General features: G+C 61.4%; 9 protein-coding genes and 2 pseudogenes. 4 read left to right on the plus strand and 7 right to left on the minus strand.

What is annotated here, in order from left to right; genetic code table 11:
* Positions 1 to 136 precede the first annotated feature (136 nt).
* Both ACP7AU_RS16655 and ACP7AU_RS16660 read right to left on the minus strand, forming a co-directional pair.
* The gene (locus ACP7AU_RS16655) at positions 137 to 4,189 is read right to left on the minus strand and encodes a DUF4214 domain-containing protein (protein ID WP_426052130.1); all 4,053 of its coding nucleotides are present in this window, start codon (positions 4,187 to 4,189) and stop codon (positions 137 to 139) included.
* Positions 4,190 to 4,373: 184 nt separating this feature from the next.
* Positions 4,374 to 5,594 carry a tyrosine-type recombinase/integrase gene (locus tag ACP7AU_RS16660; RefSeq protein ID WP_426052124.1) on the minus strand — a complete coding sequence of 407 codons (1,221 nt, stop codon included), beginning with the start codon at positions 5,592 to 5,594 and terminating at the stop codon, positions 4,374 to 4,376.
* 592 nt (positions 5,595 to 6,186) lie between these two features.
* Here ACP7AU_RS16660 and ACP7AU_RS16665 point away from each other — a divergent pair.
* Positions 6,187 to 6,648, plus strand: coding sequence for a MucR family transcriptional regulator (locus tag ACP7AU_RS16665; RefSeq protein ID WP_426052131.1), 462 nt, complete (start codon positions 6,187 to 6,189; stop codon positions 6,646 to 6,648).
* Between the two features lie 190 nt (positions 6,649 to 6,838).
* Here ACP7AU_RS16665 and ACP7AU_RS16670 read toward each other — a convergent pair.
* A pseudogene (locus ACP7AU_RS16670) lies at positions 6,839 to 7,882 on the minus strand (CHASE4 domain-containing protein); the annotation flags it as partial.
* A gap of 297 nt (positions 7,883 to 8,179) precedes the next feature.
* Between ACP7AU_RS16670 and ACP7AU_RS16675 the strand changes: the two are divergent.
* Both ACP7AU_RS16675 and ACP7AU_RS16680 read left to right on the plus strand, forming a co-directional pair.
* On the plus strand, positions 8,180 to 8,599 hold the full coding sequence (locus ACP7AU_RS16675; RefSeq protein WP_426052132.1) for a BLUF domain-containing protein: 420 nt from the start codon (positions 8,180 to 8,182) through the stop codon (positions 8,597 to 8,599).
* A gap of 175 nt (positions 8,600 to 8,774) precedes the next feature.
* Positions 8,775 to 9,161, plus strand: coding sequence for a response regulator (locus tag ACP7AU_RS16680; RefSeq protein ID WP_426052125.1), 387 nt, complete (start codon positions 8,775 to 8,777; stop codon positions 9,159 to 9,161).
* A 158-nt stretch (positions 9,162 to 9,319) separates the two neighbouring features.
* On the opposite strand, the gene ACP7AU_RS16685 is transcribed toward ACP7AU_RS16680, so the two are convergent.
* Complete coding sequence (locus ACP7AU_RS16685) at positions 9,320 to 10,822, minus strand: ATP-binding protein (protein WP_426052126.1); 1,503 nt, start codon at positions 10,820 to 10,822, stop codon at positions 9,320 to 9,322.
* 1,122 nt (positions 10,823 to 11,944) lie between these two features.
* Here ACP7AU_RS16685 and ACP7AU_RS16690 point away from each other — a divergent pair.
* Positions 11,945 to 12,208, plus strand: coding sequence for a SemiSWEET family sugar transporter (locus ACP7AU_RS16690; RefSeq protein WP_426052127.1), 264 nt, complete (start codon positions 11,945 to 11,947; stop codon positions 12,206 to 12,208).
* A 207-nt stretch (positions 12,209 to 12,415) separates the two neighbouring features.
* Here ACP7AU_RS16690 and ACP7AU_RS16695 read toward each other — a convergent pair whose 3' ends face one another.
* From ACP7AU_RS16695 to ACP7AU_RS16705, 3 genes and pseudogenes are all read right to left on the minus strand, one after another.
* A complete protein-coding gene (locus tag ACP7AU_RS16695) occupies positions 12,416 to 13,453 on the minus strand; it encodes an HWE histidine kinase domain-containing protein (RefSeq protein WP_426052128.1) in 1,038 nt (345 codons plus the stop codon).
* Positions 13,454 to 13,745: 292 nt separating this feature from the next.
* The gene (locus ACP7AU_RS16700) at positions 13,746 to 14,162 is read right to left on the minus strand and encodes a response regulator (protein WP_426052129.1); all 417 of its coding nucleotides are present in this window, start codon (positions 14,160 to 14,162) and stop codon (positions 13,746 to 13,748) included.
* 693 nt (positions 14,163 to 14,855) lie between these two features.
* Positions 14,856 to 15,614: pseudogene (locus ACP7AU_RS16705) on the minus strand (HWE histidine kinase domain-containing protein); the annotation flags it as partial.

The following is a 15,614-nucleotide window of genomic DNA, read 5'->3' on the forward strand; positions in this document are numbered from 1 at the left end:
CCCTTCTCGACCACGAACGGCTCGAAGAACGCCCACTCCGCATCCGACATCAAACCACGAACCATGGCTGCTCTCCGCAAAGAACAGCCTTGAATCAGCGATCAGCTGATTTGGGAATCTACTTTGTCCACATCACCTAGTGCAGCCAGTCGGCCTCCGCATGGCCAACCGTCCAAAGCACTGAATGATCGAAGGGCGTGTCATTGAAGAGCCCGTCAGCCGACAGCGTCAGGACATGATCGCCGTCTTGAGCAATGAAAGTCGATAGGGGCTCGATGATTGGCTCTTCTGGAACCGCAGGCATTCGGAACGGCTCGACGCCCTCGGCATCAGTCCCAGTATAGACCGCCGGCAGATCCAGCGTGATGTGTAGTGCGAAGAGGTCGCTCGACGGCGTCAACAGCCAGTTAGCATCACCGCTGTAGGATTCGCCGTGTCTCCCGTCCGCCGTGATGGCGGAGTCGTGCGCCACCGGCAGAGTCAGGGCTTCGTGCGCTACCTTACCCACATCGACCGACTCGACGACTGAGCCCTGGTAGCCCTGGTAGCGGATGCCGCCGAGCCAGGAGGAGGCGGTCAGGTTGATGTGTTCCGCGCTCTCGGAGAAGGCTCTCAGAACCTCGGCACGGCTCGTTCCACTGTTGAGGTTGCTCACCCAAGTCTGGACGCCGGCGGGGTCGCCGTTCCGGTCGAGACAGAACCTGTACAACTGCTCCACGAAGGCCTGATTACTCAGCGTACCGTAGCGCGACTGGAACTCGGCGGACCCGGCGAAGGCGGCGGAGATGTCACTGAGACTCATCCCCGCCTTCAGATTGGCGGTCCAGGTCGCCAAGCCGCCGACATCCGGCAGACGGTCGAACGTGGCGTCGTAAAGCCTGGCGATGGTGATCGCGTCGGCGTCGGGGATCCACAGGCCGCGAGATAGGCTCGAGGCGGTGAGCGTGCGGTGTTCCGAGCTTTCCGAGAAGGCAACCAGCACCTCTCCTCGGCTCATGCCTGCGTTGAGGTTGCTTACCCAGGCCTGAACCCCGGCGGAGTCCCCGTTTCGATCAAGCGCGAACCGGTAGAGCTGTTCAACGAAAGCCTGATTGGACAGATTGCCGTAGCGAGATTGGAACTCGCCCGAAGCCGCGAAGGCGTTGGCCAGGGACTGGAGCGTCACCGTCCCGCGCGCCAAGGCCGCAGCATAGGTCTCCAAGCCGCCTTGGTCCGGCCCACGATCCAGCGCAGCGTCGTACAGCCGCATGACGCGCGCCGAGGCGCTGTCGAGATCGAAGGTTAGAACGCCATCGACGAACCGCGCCTCCTCGATGCCCGTCAGGGTATCGATCCCAGTTTCGGGTCCACCGGTGACGGTTGTCGCGCTGCCCCCTTGCAGGGCGTACTGGCGCACCACGCCGCTGTAGAGCGCCGCATCAAAGCCCGCGCCGCCGTTCAGCGAGTCCGAACCCATTCCACCGATCAGGATGTCGTTGCCGTCCAGGCCGTTCAGGACGTCGTTGGACTCACCGCCGGTCAGAGTGTCGACGCCCGCCGTTCCAGTAAGCGTCTGACGCGCCTGTGCCGCTAGACGGCCGCCGACTACGTCATAAACGCCGTCGGAAAACTGAAACACCTCGATGTTGGAGACACGATCGGCTCCGCCGGGGCCGATGACGGTGAACGTGCCATTCGAAGCTGTGACAATAGAAGCTGCCCGCGATCCGCTGAACATGGCGGTGTCCGTGCCCAAACCGCCGTCGATGGTGTCGTTACCCGACCCGCCAATCAGGATGTCGTCGCCGGAGAAGCCGCTGACCAGATCGTCGCCGGCTCCGCCGTCCAGCCGGTTGTCTACGGAACTCCCAACGATAAAATCGTTGCCGGATGTGCCTACGACGTCTTCAACCGAGATGAACGTCGATCCACGGAGGTCTGCGGTTCCGCCATTTCCGAACATGACGTACAGGTCGCGACCTGCGCCACCATCGATCCTGTCGGATCCGCCCCCGCTGATGATAACGTCATCGCCAGCCCCGCCGTTGAGCTGGTTGGAGCCGAGTCCCCCGTTCAGCTGGTCATTCCCGTCTCCGCCCGAGAGGACATCATTGCCGCCGCGGCCTTCAAGCCTATCGTTACCTGCCCCGCCGTCGAGGGTGTCGTCGCCTTCGCCGCCGTCCAGCCCGTCGTTGCCGTCGCCGCCCAGAAGGAGGTCGCGACCTTCCTCGCCGTAGAGAGAATCGTTTCCGCTGCCGCCTGCGATCAGGTCATCGCCCTCGCGACCCGAGAGTACGTCGTCGCCGCCGCTGCCATACAAGCTGTCGTTTCCGACGGTTCCCACCAGGGTGATTGGCGCAGTCGATCCTGATTGCGAAAGTCCATCTAGATTGTATGCGGTGATCGCCTGAAGATCGACGTTTTGGAGAACGAGCAAGGTCTGAAAGCCCCAGGCAGTTCTGATCCCATCCCTGTCGAAAGACACGACGACGTCTGAACCTGACTGGGTCAGTCTGAGATAGCCCGCGACGAAAGGATCTGCGGTACCGTCCCAGCCGCTGGCCAACAGCAATGGCCGCAGGTTCAACTGGTCGCCGCTGGTCCCTGTGGTGAAGTCCGTAACCCTGAGATCAAGTGTGTAGATAGACGCCGCGAGACCGGTCACCTCGATGCGGTCCGTCCCCGCCCCGGTGGCGATCGTCGCCGACCCGAAAAGCGGTCCGATCCTGAAGGTGTCAGAGCCGGCGCCGCCGATCATGTTGAGCGTCCCGTTGCCACTAGCGATGATCAAGTCATCGCCCGCGCCTCCGTCCAGAGTGATAGAGCCTCCGGTGGCGCGCTCGTTTCTCAGGGTGTCATTGCCGTCTTCGCCATAGAGGAAATCGGCGACGTCGAGCCTCCCGTCGAAATCCGTTTCGCCGAGGTCATCGTCGCCGGCCCCGCCGTACACCCGATCCGAACCTGTTCCGCCGCGGAGGAAATCGATCCCATCACCCCCGTAGAGGGTGTCGCTCCCCACCCCGCCCTCGAGCCGGTCGTCGCCGTCATCGCCGTATAGGAGGTCGTCGCCTTCGCCGCCGATGACCGTGTCGCTCCCGCCCCCGCCCCGGATCAAGTCGTTGCCCGCGACACCGTCCAGTCGGTTTGCACCGCCATCACCGACGATGGTGTCCCCTTCACTGGATCCACGCACGTTCTCGAACCCACTGATCGTCTGCGTCGTCGTGCCGACGGCGATCGTTCCGGCCGCGAGCGAGACATTCGAAGAGATAATGACGGCTACCGTGTCGATCCCTGCGCCGCCGTCCAGAATGTCTGCGGCGCTGCCACGCCCTTCGATCAAGTCGTCACCATCACCGCCAAAGAGCCGGTCGACGCCGCTTGTACCGATCAGAACATCATCGCCGCCCCCGCCTTCCAAGGTCAGAATTCCGACGCCGTCCGGAATTCCAACCAACACGTTATTGGAAGCGTCGCCGCGGACCACGCCGTTCGAGGCAAAAACATTTTCGATGCCGCTGACTGCGAAGGTCCCGTTGCCGTACCTGGCTGTCCCGGCGGCGAGGTCGATCACCGCGTTGCTATCGCGACCGACGAGTCGGACCGTGTCGATCCCGGTGCCGCCGTCGATGAGACCTCCGCTGGCGGCTCCTACGAACACAGTGAATGAGTCGTCTCCGGCATCGCCGTAGAGAAACAGGTTGCTATCGAAACGGAGACTGTCGGAGCCGTCGCCGCCATGGACGGTCGTGCCGGCGGTGGCGGAGTAGAAAAAGTCGTCACCGGCGCCCAGATCGACGAACCGCACCGCGGGATCGCGAGCATCATAGGAATGCGTGCCCGCTCCAAACAGGATGCGTTCGATGTTGGCGAGCCGATACTGATCCTGACCGGCGAACAGCACCAAGGTCTGGCGTGACGAATCGCCCGTTCGCAACGTCACAAATGGATCGTTGATGGCGGACAGGTCCAGCGTATCGATCCCAGCCCCACCGTCGATCAAACCCGCGTAAGAGACAGCTCCGACCCGGCGGACCTCGGTAACCAGAAATGTGTCATCGCCGTCGCCACCATCCAACCGATCGCCCCCGCCACGACCATCGATGACGTCGTCACCCCCCAGACCGTTGATGACGTCGTCATCGCCTGTACCCGTCAGCCGATCTGAAGCGGTCGTTCCCGTAATCGTTGGCGTGTCGCTCTCCCAGATATCCTGAGGCTAGATGGTCCTTCATTGGAGACCAAGCGTGACTGGCGCTGATTCCGCGTCCGTCTCTGCTAACGTCTGCTACGGGTCGAGGCCGTGTAAAAACGGGTCGGGCAGTGGCGGGGCGTCGTTGGCGTTAGACGCCAAGCGTCAAAGCGCCGCGTCTGCTGCCGTTCCTAATTTGGTCTCAACGCTGTCTTGCGAGAGGAACGACCACGCCGCCAGTGCGAAGGCGGTCGAGATAGTCGCCCCACCATTGCGCCATCAAAACCCGCTCCTGCCAGTGTGCCCCCCGGTGGTAGGCTGCCCGGACGAGGTCCTTGCCCTTGTGGGCCAAGGCGCGCTCGATGGCGTCCGGCGACCATTTGCCGGATTCGTTGAGGAGGGTGCTCGCCGTCGAACGGAAGCCGTGCGCCGTCATCTCGTCGCCAGTGTAGCCAAGTCGGCGAAGGGCGGCGTTGATGGTGTTCTCGGACATCGGATCGAAGCGCGATCGAATCGATGGGAAGACAAAGCGGCCGTCACCCGTCAGGCCGGCAGCTTCGCGTAGCACGGCGATGGCCTGACGAGACAAGGGAACGGCGTGTTCCATGCGGGCCCTCATCTTCTCTGCCGGGATACGCCAGACTGCCGCGTCGAGGTCGATCTCGCCCCATTCAGCGCGTCGCAGTTCGCCGGGGCGAACAAACACTAGCGGCGAAAGCTGGAGCGCCAGCTTCGTCAGCGGCAGCCCTTCATAACCGTCTATGTTGCGAAGGAGCTCCCCGACGCGCTCCGGCTCCAGGATGGCAGCGAGGTTCTTGGGCCTCCGCTTCGAAAGAGCACCGCTCAGGTCGCGAGTCGGATCGCTGGCCGCGATCTGGTTGGCGACAGCGTAGCGGAACACCTGGCCAATGAACTGGAGCGTGCGGTGGGCCTTCTCGTCATTTTTTGCGGCCTCGAACGGCCGGACGGCGTCCAGCACTTCGAAGGGTTGAATCTCGGACACTGGCCGCCCGCCGAGGCTCCGCTCCACAAGCCTGACGAACCACTCGCGTTTGGCGACGGTTGCGTCGGACAGACCATCGCGGCGGTTCTTGGCGATGTAGTCCGCAGCCACGGCGCTGAAAGTATTATCGGCGCTGACCTTGGCCGCGCGCTTGTCCCGACGCTTCTGGTCGGCCGGATCAACACCACTGGCGACCAGAGACCGCGCCCGGTCCCTGAGTTCGCGCGCTTCCTTGAGGCTGATTTCGGGGTAGCCGCCGAACGACAGCTTCTTTTCAATCCCGGCGGCAGCGCGAGACTTCATTCGCCACAGTCGCCCGCCGACCGGGGTCACCTGAAGATAAAGGCCCTTTTCGTCGGAAACCTTATAGGGCCGCTCGCGGGGTCTGAGGGCGCGGATAGCTGGGTCGGTCAGGGCCAACTGGGGGCCTTTTTCTGAGGGCCTCTGCGAAGGCCCCCATAAGAGCCCCCACTTTCAGCGGACTATTGGCGAACGCCGACGAACATTGGCGATCAATCGTTAGCCTAATATGCTATATTTTATTGGTTTTTTCAACCATGGGCGCGCATTGGCGTTCAGGGTGGTGGTGCCGCTTAGGTGACTCGAACACCTGACCCCCGCATTACGAAATCCAGTCAAGCCGACCGGTAAAACCCAGTGCTGGCATGGGTTTGGAGGCCTCGCTGCAGCTTCGAAAGTCGGCCGACCCACCCCCTTCCCAGTCTGGATGGAGGGGGTGTTTCCAACGCTCCTGAGCTGCGGCGCCTTCCGGTGGGCGCGTCCATAAATCCGACCTGCGCTATACCTGCAAACACGATCGAAGGCGGGGCTTCCAGGTGGCGTATCGGCGTGGTGCCGCAGTCGGCCCTCGACCATCTCAGACACCCAACGGGCCCGCCGTTCTGAGCGGTGGTTGAGCGTTTGTCGCCAAGACGAATTCAGGCGTATCAAGATTAGTCTTTACCAACCGGAGGCACGCATGGCCGACGCCGATCAATCCGCACTTCTGGCCATGACCACGGGCATCGTAGCTAATTTCGTGGCCAACAACCGGGTGAGCCCGGATGAACTGCCCGGGTTGGTCACGATGGTGCACGGATCGCTCAGCCGCCTAGGTGGTGATCCAGAGCCGGAGGAAGCGGACGCTCCGGCGCGCCTGACCCCAGCCGCGATCCGCAAACTCATCCAACCTGACGGCATCGTCAGCCTGATCGACGGACGAAAGTTCAAGTCGATGAAGCGACATCTCTCGCTCCAGGGCTACACCCCGAAAAGCTATCGGGCGCATTTTTCCCTGCCGAAGGACTTCCCCATGGTGAGCCCCGAGTATGCGGCTCAACGGTCGGCGTTGGCGAAGTCGATGGGCTTGGGGCAGGGAGGGCGTCAGCCGAAGAAAGCTGAGATCGCGGCGAAACCGGCGCGGAAGGCCAAGACCCCGAAGTCCTTACGACGTGTAAATCAGACTGACCGCTGAAGGAATTCTCGCGGTCTTCTCCATCGTGTTGACGGCGTTGGCGAACTTCCGTTTTTCGGCCTGATGTCAAAGACGCATGTCGACCCAAAGCGGTCGTCGGGAACGTCCGCTCTAAGGCTGTTCGGACAAGGACCGGCTTCGGGTCTGATATCAATGTCATCGTCCGACCCATGGCCGCCATTTCGCGCCCACGGGAATCCGTCTGGCGGTCCCGCAAGAGTTCAGTCATGGCGATGATGCCGTTCAACGGTGTCCTCAGCTCGTGGCTCATATTGGCGAGGAACTGGGACTTTGCCGCATTGGCGGATTCCGCCTCCGCCAGAGTGCGGTTCAGAGCCGCTTCGTTGGAAGCCAGATCTCGAATGAGCCGGTAGACACGGAAGCCGCCTGTAGCCAGCGCGGCCAGCGAGAGGGCGACCATGATCGACAGCGCCGGAATAGCATCTACTAGCAGTGAGGCCCCCGGCCGATCCGGGGTCCAATGAACCGAGCCCAGCAGCTGCCCTGAACTGTCCATGAAGGGAACCGACGCCTCGGTCAGCTTTTCATCTGCTCCCGCCAGCCTTGGGGCGGTCAGCATCAGATCGGTTTCGAGCGAGGCGACGAAGGATCGAACCGAAACCCCTGACACGACGAAAGGGCTTGGCGTGCCCGGCCGGTCATTCTCGGCATCTTCAGAGACGACGCTGGAGACGGTGATGAAATACGGCTCGTCGCCTACCATCACGGCGGCTTCTCGGGTCACGACGGCGTCTAACCCATATTTGACGGGGCCGGCCGGCTGGGCATCGGCGCTGCGGCGGAGGTCGGCGACGATGGGCCTAGCTACTTCAAGCAGCTCCGCTTCGGTCTCGGGGGATGTCTCCTCGCTGTCGCGCGAGGCGTAGATGGCACGCCCCGCCCCATCGAACACGACGGTTACCTCGTGCTGCATATAGTCGGCGTAGTAGTCGCCGTAGTTGAGCTGCATCCATTCCCGGTCGCCGGCCAGGGTCTTGGCGTAAGCCTCGTTCCAGACACTTGCCGACAGAACATCGTCGCGAAGGCGCTTGAGGCGCCGTTCGACCCTGCGGTCGACCAAATCTGACTGGGTGCGGACGGTCTGCTGGTCGATGACGGAAGCGGAATAGGCGACCATTCCGCCGACGCTGATCATGAGCGCCGACACTGCGATCACGGCGAAAACCAGAATGCGCAGCAGCCGCGCGCGCGTTAAGGCCGATTTCTCTGACATGGTCCGCTCCCGGCGAACGGCGTCCCATGAGTCCTCTTAAAGGCAGGTTTAAGTCTGCGACTTTCCGTCGCTGCTCTTCATTGCGACAGCGGGTCCGGTCCCCACCCCAAGGCGATGTCCAGCGCGTCTGCTTTCTGGGCGCAAGCCGAACACCGATGTCGACCCGTTGCGGACATCCTGCAGGTTCGACTTGGTGACACACCTCCCGTGCCCGTCGGCTGTTCTGGCCAAGGTCGCTCCTCGACTCGACTCTCATGGCAGGAGGTGACCACGTCATTCGATCGGGGACGCAAGCCAATGCCATTGGAACGATTAGCCTACGTCAGTCACTCGACTGAGCCGGCGGAGTCGTTGATGTCGGTCTCCGACATCCTCGAACAATCGGTTCGCAACAACCGAGGCAACAACATCACTGGGGCCTTGGCGTTCACGCCGTCACGGTTTGCCCAAGTCCTGGAGGGCTCCCACGGCTCTCTCGACGTTCTGCTGTTGAAGCTCGCGATGGACCCGCGCCATCATGACATGATCGTCGTGGACCGTCTTCCGATCGAGCGCCGATTGTTCAATGACTGGGCAATGATCGCGCCCGTTTTCACGCCGCACGGCAGGGCCAGACTGGCCACGCTAGTCGCCGGAGAAACGCCATCGATGTCAGCGTTGACTGAACTCATCTTCGAGATGGTCGGCGAGCAAGACGCATCGACGAACACGCCGTAGGTGTCCGCTTGCCACCCTTAGCCGATGTCCAGCGCGTCTGCCTTCTGGGGGCAAGCCGAAAACCGGTGTCGGCCCGTTGCGGACATTGTCGAAGATTACGGAAGTTTAGGGGAAATGCACGCAACCTGGCAAAGTGGGCGGTGTTAGGCTCTCGAATGAATGAAGCGAGACCTTGATGTCGGACTCCGTATGCGTCTTCGTCGTTGACGACGAGGCTCTGATCCTCCTAGCCATTGAACACGCACTTCAAGACGGTGGGTTCGACCACAAGTCAGCGATGTCGGCAGAAGAGGCGGTGACGCTATTTAGAGAGCACGGCGAAAACTGCCGTGCGCTGATCACAGATGTGAACCTCGGCGGAGAGCTGAAGGGCTGGGATGTGGCTCGAAACGCCCGCGAGAAGTTCCCTACCTTGCCGGTCGTTTATGTTACCGGGGAGAGCGCCAATGAGTGGGCGGCTAACGGCGTTCCAAACAGCATTCTCGTGAGTAAACCATTCGTCGCTGCACAAATCATCAACGCGGTTGCAACGCTGCTGAACACGGAAGCATCTATAACGTAGCCGCCAGAGACATGGTGAAGTTTGGCGAAGCCCGACCGGCGCCGACCTAAGAACGCTGACTATGAATATAACGGCTAACGTCTCGATTTGGCGCTCGCTAGGCCCGCAACATCTCGAAGATAGTGCCCTGCTGCAGAAAAGTGGACAGCCGAAGCGGTTCAGTCCGCGCTCGCTGCGATGGGCAGGCTCATGACTAAAGACGCACCCCCGGTTGGGGGTAAATCCACTCTAACTGTTCCGCCGGCCCGGCCGATCGCTCCGGCGACCTGGGCCAAGCCAAGGCCGGTGCCCTCCCCGGGAGGTTTGGTGGTGACGAAGGGTTCAAACAGCCGCTCGCGGATGGCCAGAGGAATGCCAGCGCCATTGTCCGTGACAGCGATCTCCACAACGTCACCCAGGCGCTGTGCTGCAACTTCCAGCCGACCACTGCCCCCCATGGCGTCCCGGGCATTGAGCGCGAGGTTGAGCAAGGCCATCTCCATCTGGTCGCGGTTGGCCAAGATCGAAACGGGTGAGTTCGGCGGCGTGAGCACCAAGACGATCCCACTGCCCACGGACTGCCGTAGCAGTTCGCTAACGCCAGTCATAAGGCTGAACACATCAACGGCCGCCAGCTTGCCCCCGCCGTCGCGTGCGAAACTCAGTAGCTGGTTCGACAACTTGGCTCCGCGAGTCGCGGCTTCTAGAGCCATGCCAGCCCTGCGAGCCACGTCAGGTCCGACGTCGGCTTTTCTGATACGCTCCAGATTGGCGATAATCACTGTCAAGAGGTTGTTGAAGTCGTGAGCCACGGTGCTGGCGAACCCGCCGATAGCCTCGCCTTTCTGCAGGCGCAGCATCTGCTCATCCGTCCGTCGCCGGGCGGCCATGTCCCTGATGGCGTAGGCGATGATCCCGGCACCGGCCAGCAGCGCCAGCAATGCGCCGCCAACCAAGGTGCCTAAAAGCCAAAGGCGCGGGGAGTCGATGAGGGCATGATTGACAGCTACATGGGCGGACCACCCATTGGCAGGGGAGGCGACATAGGCGCTGTAGTTCTCCAGACCCTCGTAGGTGCGTCCGCGGTAGAGGCCTCGCCCGCCCTGCGCTAGCGCATTGCGCACATAGATGGTCGCGGGGGTTCCGACGCGGCCCCTGAAATCAAGTGATCTACCCACGAAATCGCCGTTGGCGTCGACGAGGGCCGCGACCGACCCGGGCTCATGGGATTTCAAAAGCGCGTCCTGGAAAATCTCTGGCTTGACCAAGCCGACCACGGAGTGCCCCGGCAGACGCTGGATGGAGTGACGCAGGACAACGCATGGGCATCCGTCGCCTGCGCGCCTGACGGCCGGCCTTGGGTCGGCGCTGATCAACCACGGCAGGGATGCGCGAGCGGCGGATCGACGAGTATCCATCATGACACGGCCGGTCGCGTTCTCAATCACCAGCAGCGTAGTCAAGCCGGAACTGAGGCCCAGAATATCCTGCGCTCGCTGCTCGGCTGTGTCCCAGTCGCGATCCGCCAGCGACGTAGCGGTCGAATAAGTTCCGAGGATGCCCTCGTAAACCGCGAGTCGATTGTCGGCCCCGCCAACGAGGTCGGCGGCCGTGGCCAGTGCCTCGTCTTCGACGTGCGATTGCTCGCCCAGCAACCCCACGGCCAGTGTCCAGGTCAGCATAATGAGCGCAGGCAGGAAAAGGACCCCGCTAATCAGGAACAAAAGCCTCTGCTTGGAGTCTCGCCTACCTTGCAGCATCCGATGATCGTTCCCCGCGCTGCCGTGTCGCCATTGAACACGACACGGCTCAAAATCTTGCCGTGGAAATCCAACGGTGCGCGGATCGGTTACCGTATGCTGAGATGAAATCGCGCAGGCTCTATATTCACAGTGTGCTTTCAGGCGTCAACTAGAAATCGTAATCACAGTGGTGCTACAATAATCCGCATCGTCCAGACGCGACCCCCGCTTATGTGAACAATCTATATACAGTGTAGACATTGGGCGGTGTTCTCGTGGAGTTCCTTAGACGCGTTGGAGAACTACGCGGATCACTAAAAACCACGCCAGGGTCCACACTCCGATGTTGAAGACGAAAGTCACCCAAGAAAATCGAACAGCCGCAAACCAAAAGAGCAAAATGTCGGCAGTGGCGACGACCGATATCCCGAGGTGTGGATTGGCGTTCAACGCGGGACCCTACCGAACTCGAACTAACTCATTGAAAGAGCGCAATTTATGGGGGCGATGCGGAGTCCCGAGAACGCCGATCAACTTGCGCGCAAACGTGACTTTCTTGTTCTGGTTCAGTCACTTAAGGCTCGTTCGATGGGCTCCAACTGCTACGCCGATCCACAGCCCAAGGCCATGCCAGTTATGCTGACGACGGAGGAGGAGCGCGACGTCTGGATGCGCGCGCCTTGGGACGAAGCGAAGGCGCTGCAGCGCCCGTTGCCCCGTTGCGGACATTGGAGCGGGATCGAACCTAGCTCACCCCTTGACTGCAGGCTGCAGGCTGCAGCCTGCTTGGCGAGAAGGGGCGTTCGTTCCGGTCGAACACGGAGTAGCGGGGCATCGTCGTTAACAAAGCCAACTCCCGAGGCCGGAATGCATAACGCCCCCACGCCCCAGCTTTCACCAGACGATGCCGAACTCGATGCCTTATGGCTTGAAGTGTTGGGCCAGCCCCTGCCGATGCTGGGAGCGCCGGACATCGCGAGGAAGATCCTTGAGGATCATCTCGCTGAGCGGGGCCAATAGCTGCCATCTGGAACATGCTGGCTCCGACCCGGTTGGTCAAAGATGAATGATGTCGTCGCCAACGTGATCGGGTCCGCTGCTGCCTTGTGCTCGATCACAAGCTTTGCTCCGCAGATGTTCAAGATCTGGCAAGAGCGGGATGCCTCCTCGGTCTCTCTGAAGACTTATGCGCTGACCGTGACCTGTTTCGTTCTGTGGGTGGTCTATGGGGTGATGACCGAGGCCTGGCCCGTGACCATCGCCAACTCCTGCGCCCTAGTGATGGCGTCGGGCGTGCTGTTCATGAAGTGGCGCTTCAGGGACTAGAAACGAAAACGCTGCGAGCTGATACGCTGGGGCCGGTGTTTGGGCTCGCTCGCTCGCCGGGCCGCACCAACGATGTCCGCTTCCCACACCAAGGCGATGTCCAGCGCGTCTGCTTTCTGGGCGCAAGCCGAAAACCGGTGTCGACCTAGCGGACATTACGATGAAGCGATCTTCCAGCCTCAAAGGGTAGGCAGCGACTTGGCGCAGTTAAGTTGACGTCCCTGTTCCGACGTCACTGAGCGGCAGCCTGATTATGCAGTTGACGCCCTGCGGCGCATAGGTCGAGACAGCCTTGCCGCCTTGGGGGTCGAGACTGCGAGCGATCAGTTGGCTCCCGAAGCCCCGGCGTGTCGGTGGAATAACCGCAGGCCCGCCGCGCTCCTCCCAGATCAGTTCAAGCAGAGGCCCTGTGCCCGCCAACAAGCGCCAATCCACGCGAAGCCGCCCGGCAGACGTCGAAAGCGCGCCATATTTAGCGGCGTTTGTCGCCAGTTCGTGGAGGACAAGTGCCAAGGCGACAGCAAGATGCCCGTCGATGCTGAGGTCTGGTCCGGTCAGCGTGATCTTGCCCTCTTTGTCCCGATATGGGGCCAGTTCTGTTTCGAGGAGAAGGCCAACACTGGCCTCGGTCCACGAGCCGCGAATAAGAGAATCATTAGTGCGCGAGATGGCGGCGAAACGACCTAGCAACGCCTCCTTGAATTCGACAACGGACAGGGCCGTTCTGGCTGTGAGCGTCACGATCGAATTGACGACCGCCATTGTGTTGCGCAGGCGATGCGCGACCTCGTTCGCCACGACTCGGTCGTGCTCTTCGACAATTTTCCGATCACTGACATCTCTCACAACGGCGGTGACGATGTGTTCCCCTCCGATCATTTGCCGAGAGAGCGTCGCCTCTATCGCCAGTTCCTGGCCGTCCTTTCGCCGCCCCAAAACTTCGCGGCCAGCACCCATGGTTCGGCGCAACGGGGCGTCTGACGCACAAAAGCGGCTGACCTCTTCCAGATGCTTGCCATGAAAACGCGTTGGGATGAGAGTTTCGATTGAACGTCCAAGCACCTCGTTCATCGGGTAGCCAAATATTTTTTCGGCTGCCCGGTTGAACAAAATAACGCGACCATCTTGGTCTGTGCTGACGACGCCATCGCCAATCAAGGTCAGGATAGCCTCGAAATCTGCGCCGAATGGAAACTCTGCCACAGGTCCCTTTTGGCCCGGCTTTACACTATCGTTGCGTTTCATTTATTTTCGCCCGCCCCGAAACCATTGAAGCGAAACGGAACCGGCGTCCAGCAGATACCGAAACCGAGGCGGCTCTCGCCCTCAGCTCCGACATCTAAACGACGTTGGAACTCGCCTCCGTTAGGGAAGTCGAGGAGCCGTTCGCCAGTGTGAAATCGTAGCCATGATCATCGACGCTGATTGGGCTCCCAGCCAGGTTAAAAGCGTTTCAGCCGGGCTCGGGGACTGGCAGGGCCCCATCTGCCGGAAGCGCGTTAATGCAACAAGGCGCAGACTTGGAACACGGACCGTCTCAGAGCGCCGGCTCCAGTCCAAGAGACTCATCGAAGACTTCGAGCCTATCTGGTCTGGCCAGAGCGGTCGAACCTCTGAGCCGTGCCAGTAGATAGGCGACGGCGACAGCCATCTCGTTCGGCTCATAAGGCTTGGGCATCGAGGCGATCGCTACCGTATTCGCGGATCGCGCCCGGCTGATCTGGCCGCTGATGAAGACGACCGGAATGCTCAGCGCCTCCAACTGGACAGCCAGTTCAATACCGTCGTCGCCGTCGGCGAGCTGAATGTTGACCAGCGCCAGGTCCGGCTTACCGGCCCTGGCGACCTCAAGGGCTTCGGCTTGACGAATCGTCAGATCGAGGACCTGGAAGCCGGTCTCAATCAGGACTTCCCTAAGGTTCATCGCCACCACGACCTCGTCTTCAACGATCATCACAGTCTGACCGGTTGTCTTGGGGGACTGTATGCAGGTCATGTTCGGTCTTCCTAGCCGTAGCGTCTCACGGTGCCGGGTTCGGACCGCGCCTTAGAGAAAAGCTGCATAGCGGCAGCCATCTGGTCGTAGATCGTGTCCGCATCTACCGTGTCAGACAGGGGGAGCGAGCACAGGACGCCTGGGGCGATCCGGAGGCTGCCGGATGAATGTCAGGGCCGGAGCCGCGATAGGCGGATAGATCAGCCGGTCAGGTGAACAACGGTTTCGAGGCAACTCTGGTTGCCGGGCATGTGTCAGATCGCTGATCTTTCCGGTCGCGGCTGCGCCATGCGCATAGCCGCGTTGGCGATTTGCTTCCGGCAAAGTTGAACGTCCGCTCCCCACCCCGAACGGACCTGCACGACGTCCGCTTACGGCGCATCCGTCGAATGTCCGCAATCGGGCGTCAGGTTAATGGCCGAACCCGACCCAACTCGGCTCTTCACGACGTCCACTCTGGAGCAGCAGGCAAGACTGAAACGGCGTGTTGAGGTCCCTGGTCTTCATTGGAAACCTCCAGCCTTTCTGGTCGCGGCAAAGAAGTCAGTCTCTTCAGACGTGCCAGCAGATTGATCACGGCGACCACCATCTCGCCGGCATCAGACCGTTTCAGTATGGAGCCGATCGACACGGCTTCCTGAGTGGCGGGGCCTAAGCCGTCTCGATAGACGGGTTGAGTGACATCATCCGGCGGAGACGGTTTTCGACATCTTCCATGCGGTAGGGCTTGGCAAAAATCTGCGACCCCACCAGATCGGGCGGCAGGATGGTGGTTTCGTCATATCCGGTGCTGAACGCGAACGGAATGCCGCGCCCCTTAAGGATGCCGGCGACCTCCCACGACATCTCGCCGTCCAGATTGACGTCCAGCAGCGCGGCGTCGAACGTCTCGGTCTGAGCAAGCGTGATCGCCTCGCCCAGACGGGTGGCTGGACCGACGACCGTCCAAGACAGATCCTCGCACATCGCCTCAAGGGACAAGATAACCATAAAGGAGTCCTCGACGATCAGAAGTCTGGGCTTGTCCGGAATCTCATAGGCCGGAACCGGAGCCTCCAGAGTTTGGACCCGCGACAAGGTTCTGTCTCCGAGTTCTACAAGGGCCGATTTGGGCAGAATGATTTCGCAAACGACGCCTGTCGGTGCGTAGTCGATCGTCGCCCTGCCGCCGGTTTCCATGGCGAGGGCGCGCTCTATCAGGCTGGAGCCAAACCCGCGTCGCGTGGGCGGGGCCACATGGGGTCCGCCGCTCTCGCGCCAGGTCATGAGCAGGGATCCGTCATCGGGAACCCGCCATGAAACGGAGACCTGCCCCTCGGCCCGAGAAAGGGATCCGAACTTCGCCGCATTGGTGGCCAGTTCGTGCAGCGCGAGCGACAGTGAGAGCGCCGATTTCGGGGTCAGGACCGC

The sequence above is a fragment of the Brevundimonas sp. SL161 genome (genome assembly GCF_049896985.1).
Classification (GTDB): domain Bacteria; phylum Pseudomonadota; class Alphaproteobacteria; order Caulobacterales; family Caulobacteraceae; genus Brevundimonas.

Coding starts and splice junctions, on each gene's coding strand:
- ACP7AU_RS16665 (WP_426052131.1), top strand. CDS start 6,187: ATGACCACGGGCATCGTAGCTAATTTCGTGGCCAACAACCGGGTGAGC.
- ACP7AU_RS16675 (WP_426052132.1), top strand. CDS start 8,180: ATGCCATTGGAACGATTAGCCTACGTCAGTCACTCGACTGAGCCGGCG.
- ACP7AU_RS16680 (WP_426052125.1), top strand. CDS start 8,775: ATGTCGGACTCCGTATGCGTCTTCGTCGTTGACGACGAGGCTCTGATC.
- ACP7AU_RS16685 (WP_426052126.1), bottom strand. CDS start 10,822: ATGCTGACCTGGACACTGGCCGTGGGGTTGCTGGGCGAGCAATCGCAC.
- ACP7AU_RS16690 (WP_426052127.1), top strand. CDS start 11,945: ATGAATGATGTCGTCGCCAACGTGATCGGGTCCGCTGCTGCCTTGTGC.
- ACP7AU_RS16695 (WP_426052128.1), bottom strand. CDS start 13,453: ATGAAACGCAACGATAGTGTAAAGCCGGGCCAAAAGGGACCTGTGGCA.
- ACP7AU_RS16700 (WP_426052129.1), bottom strand. CDS start 14,162: ATGATCGTTGAAGACGAGGTCGTGGTGGCGATGAACCTTAGGGAAGTC.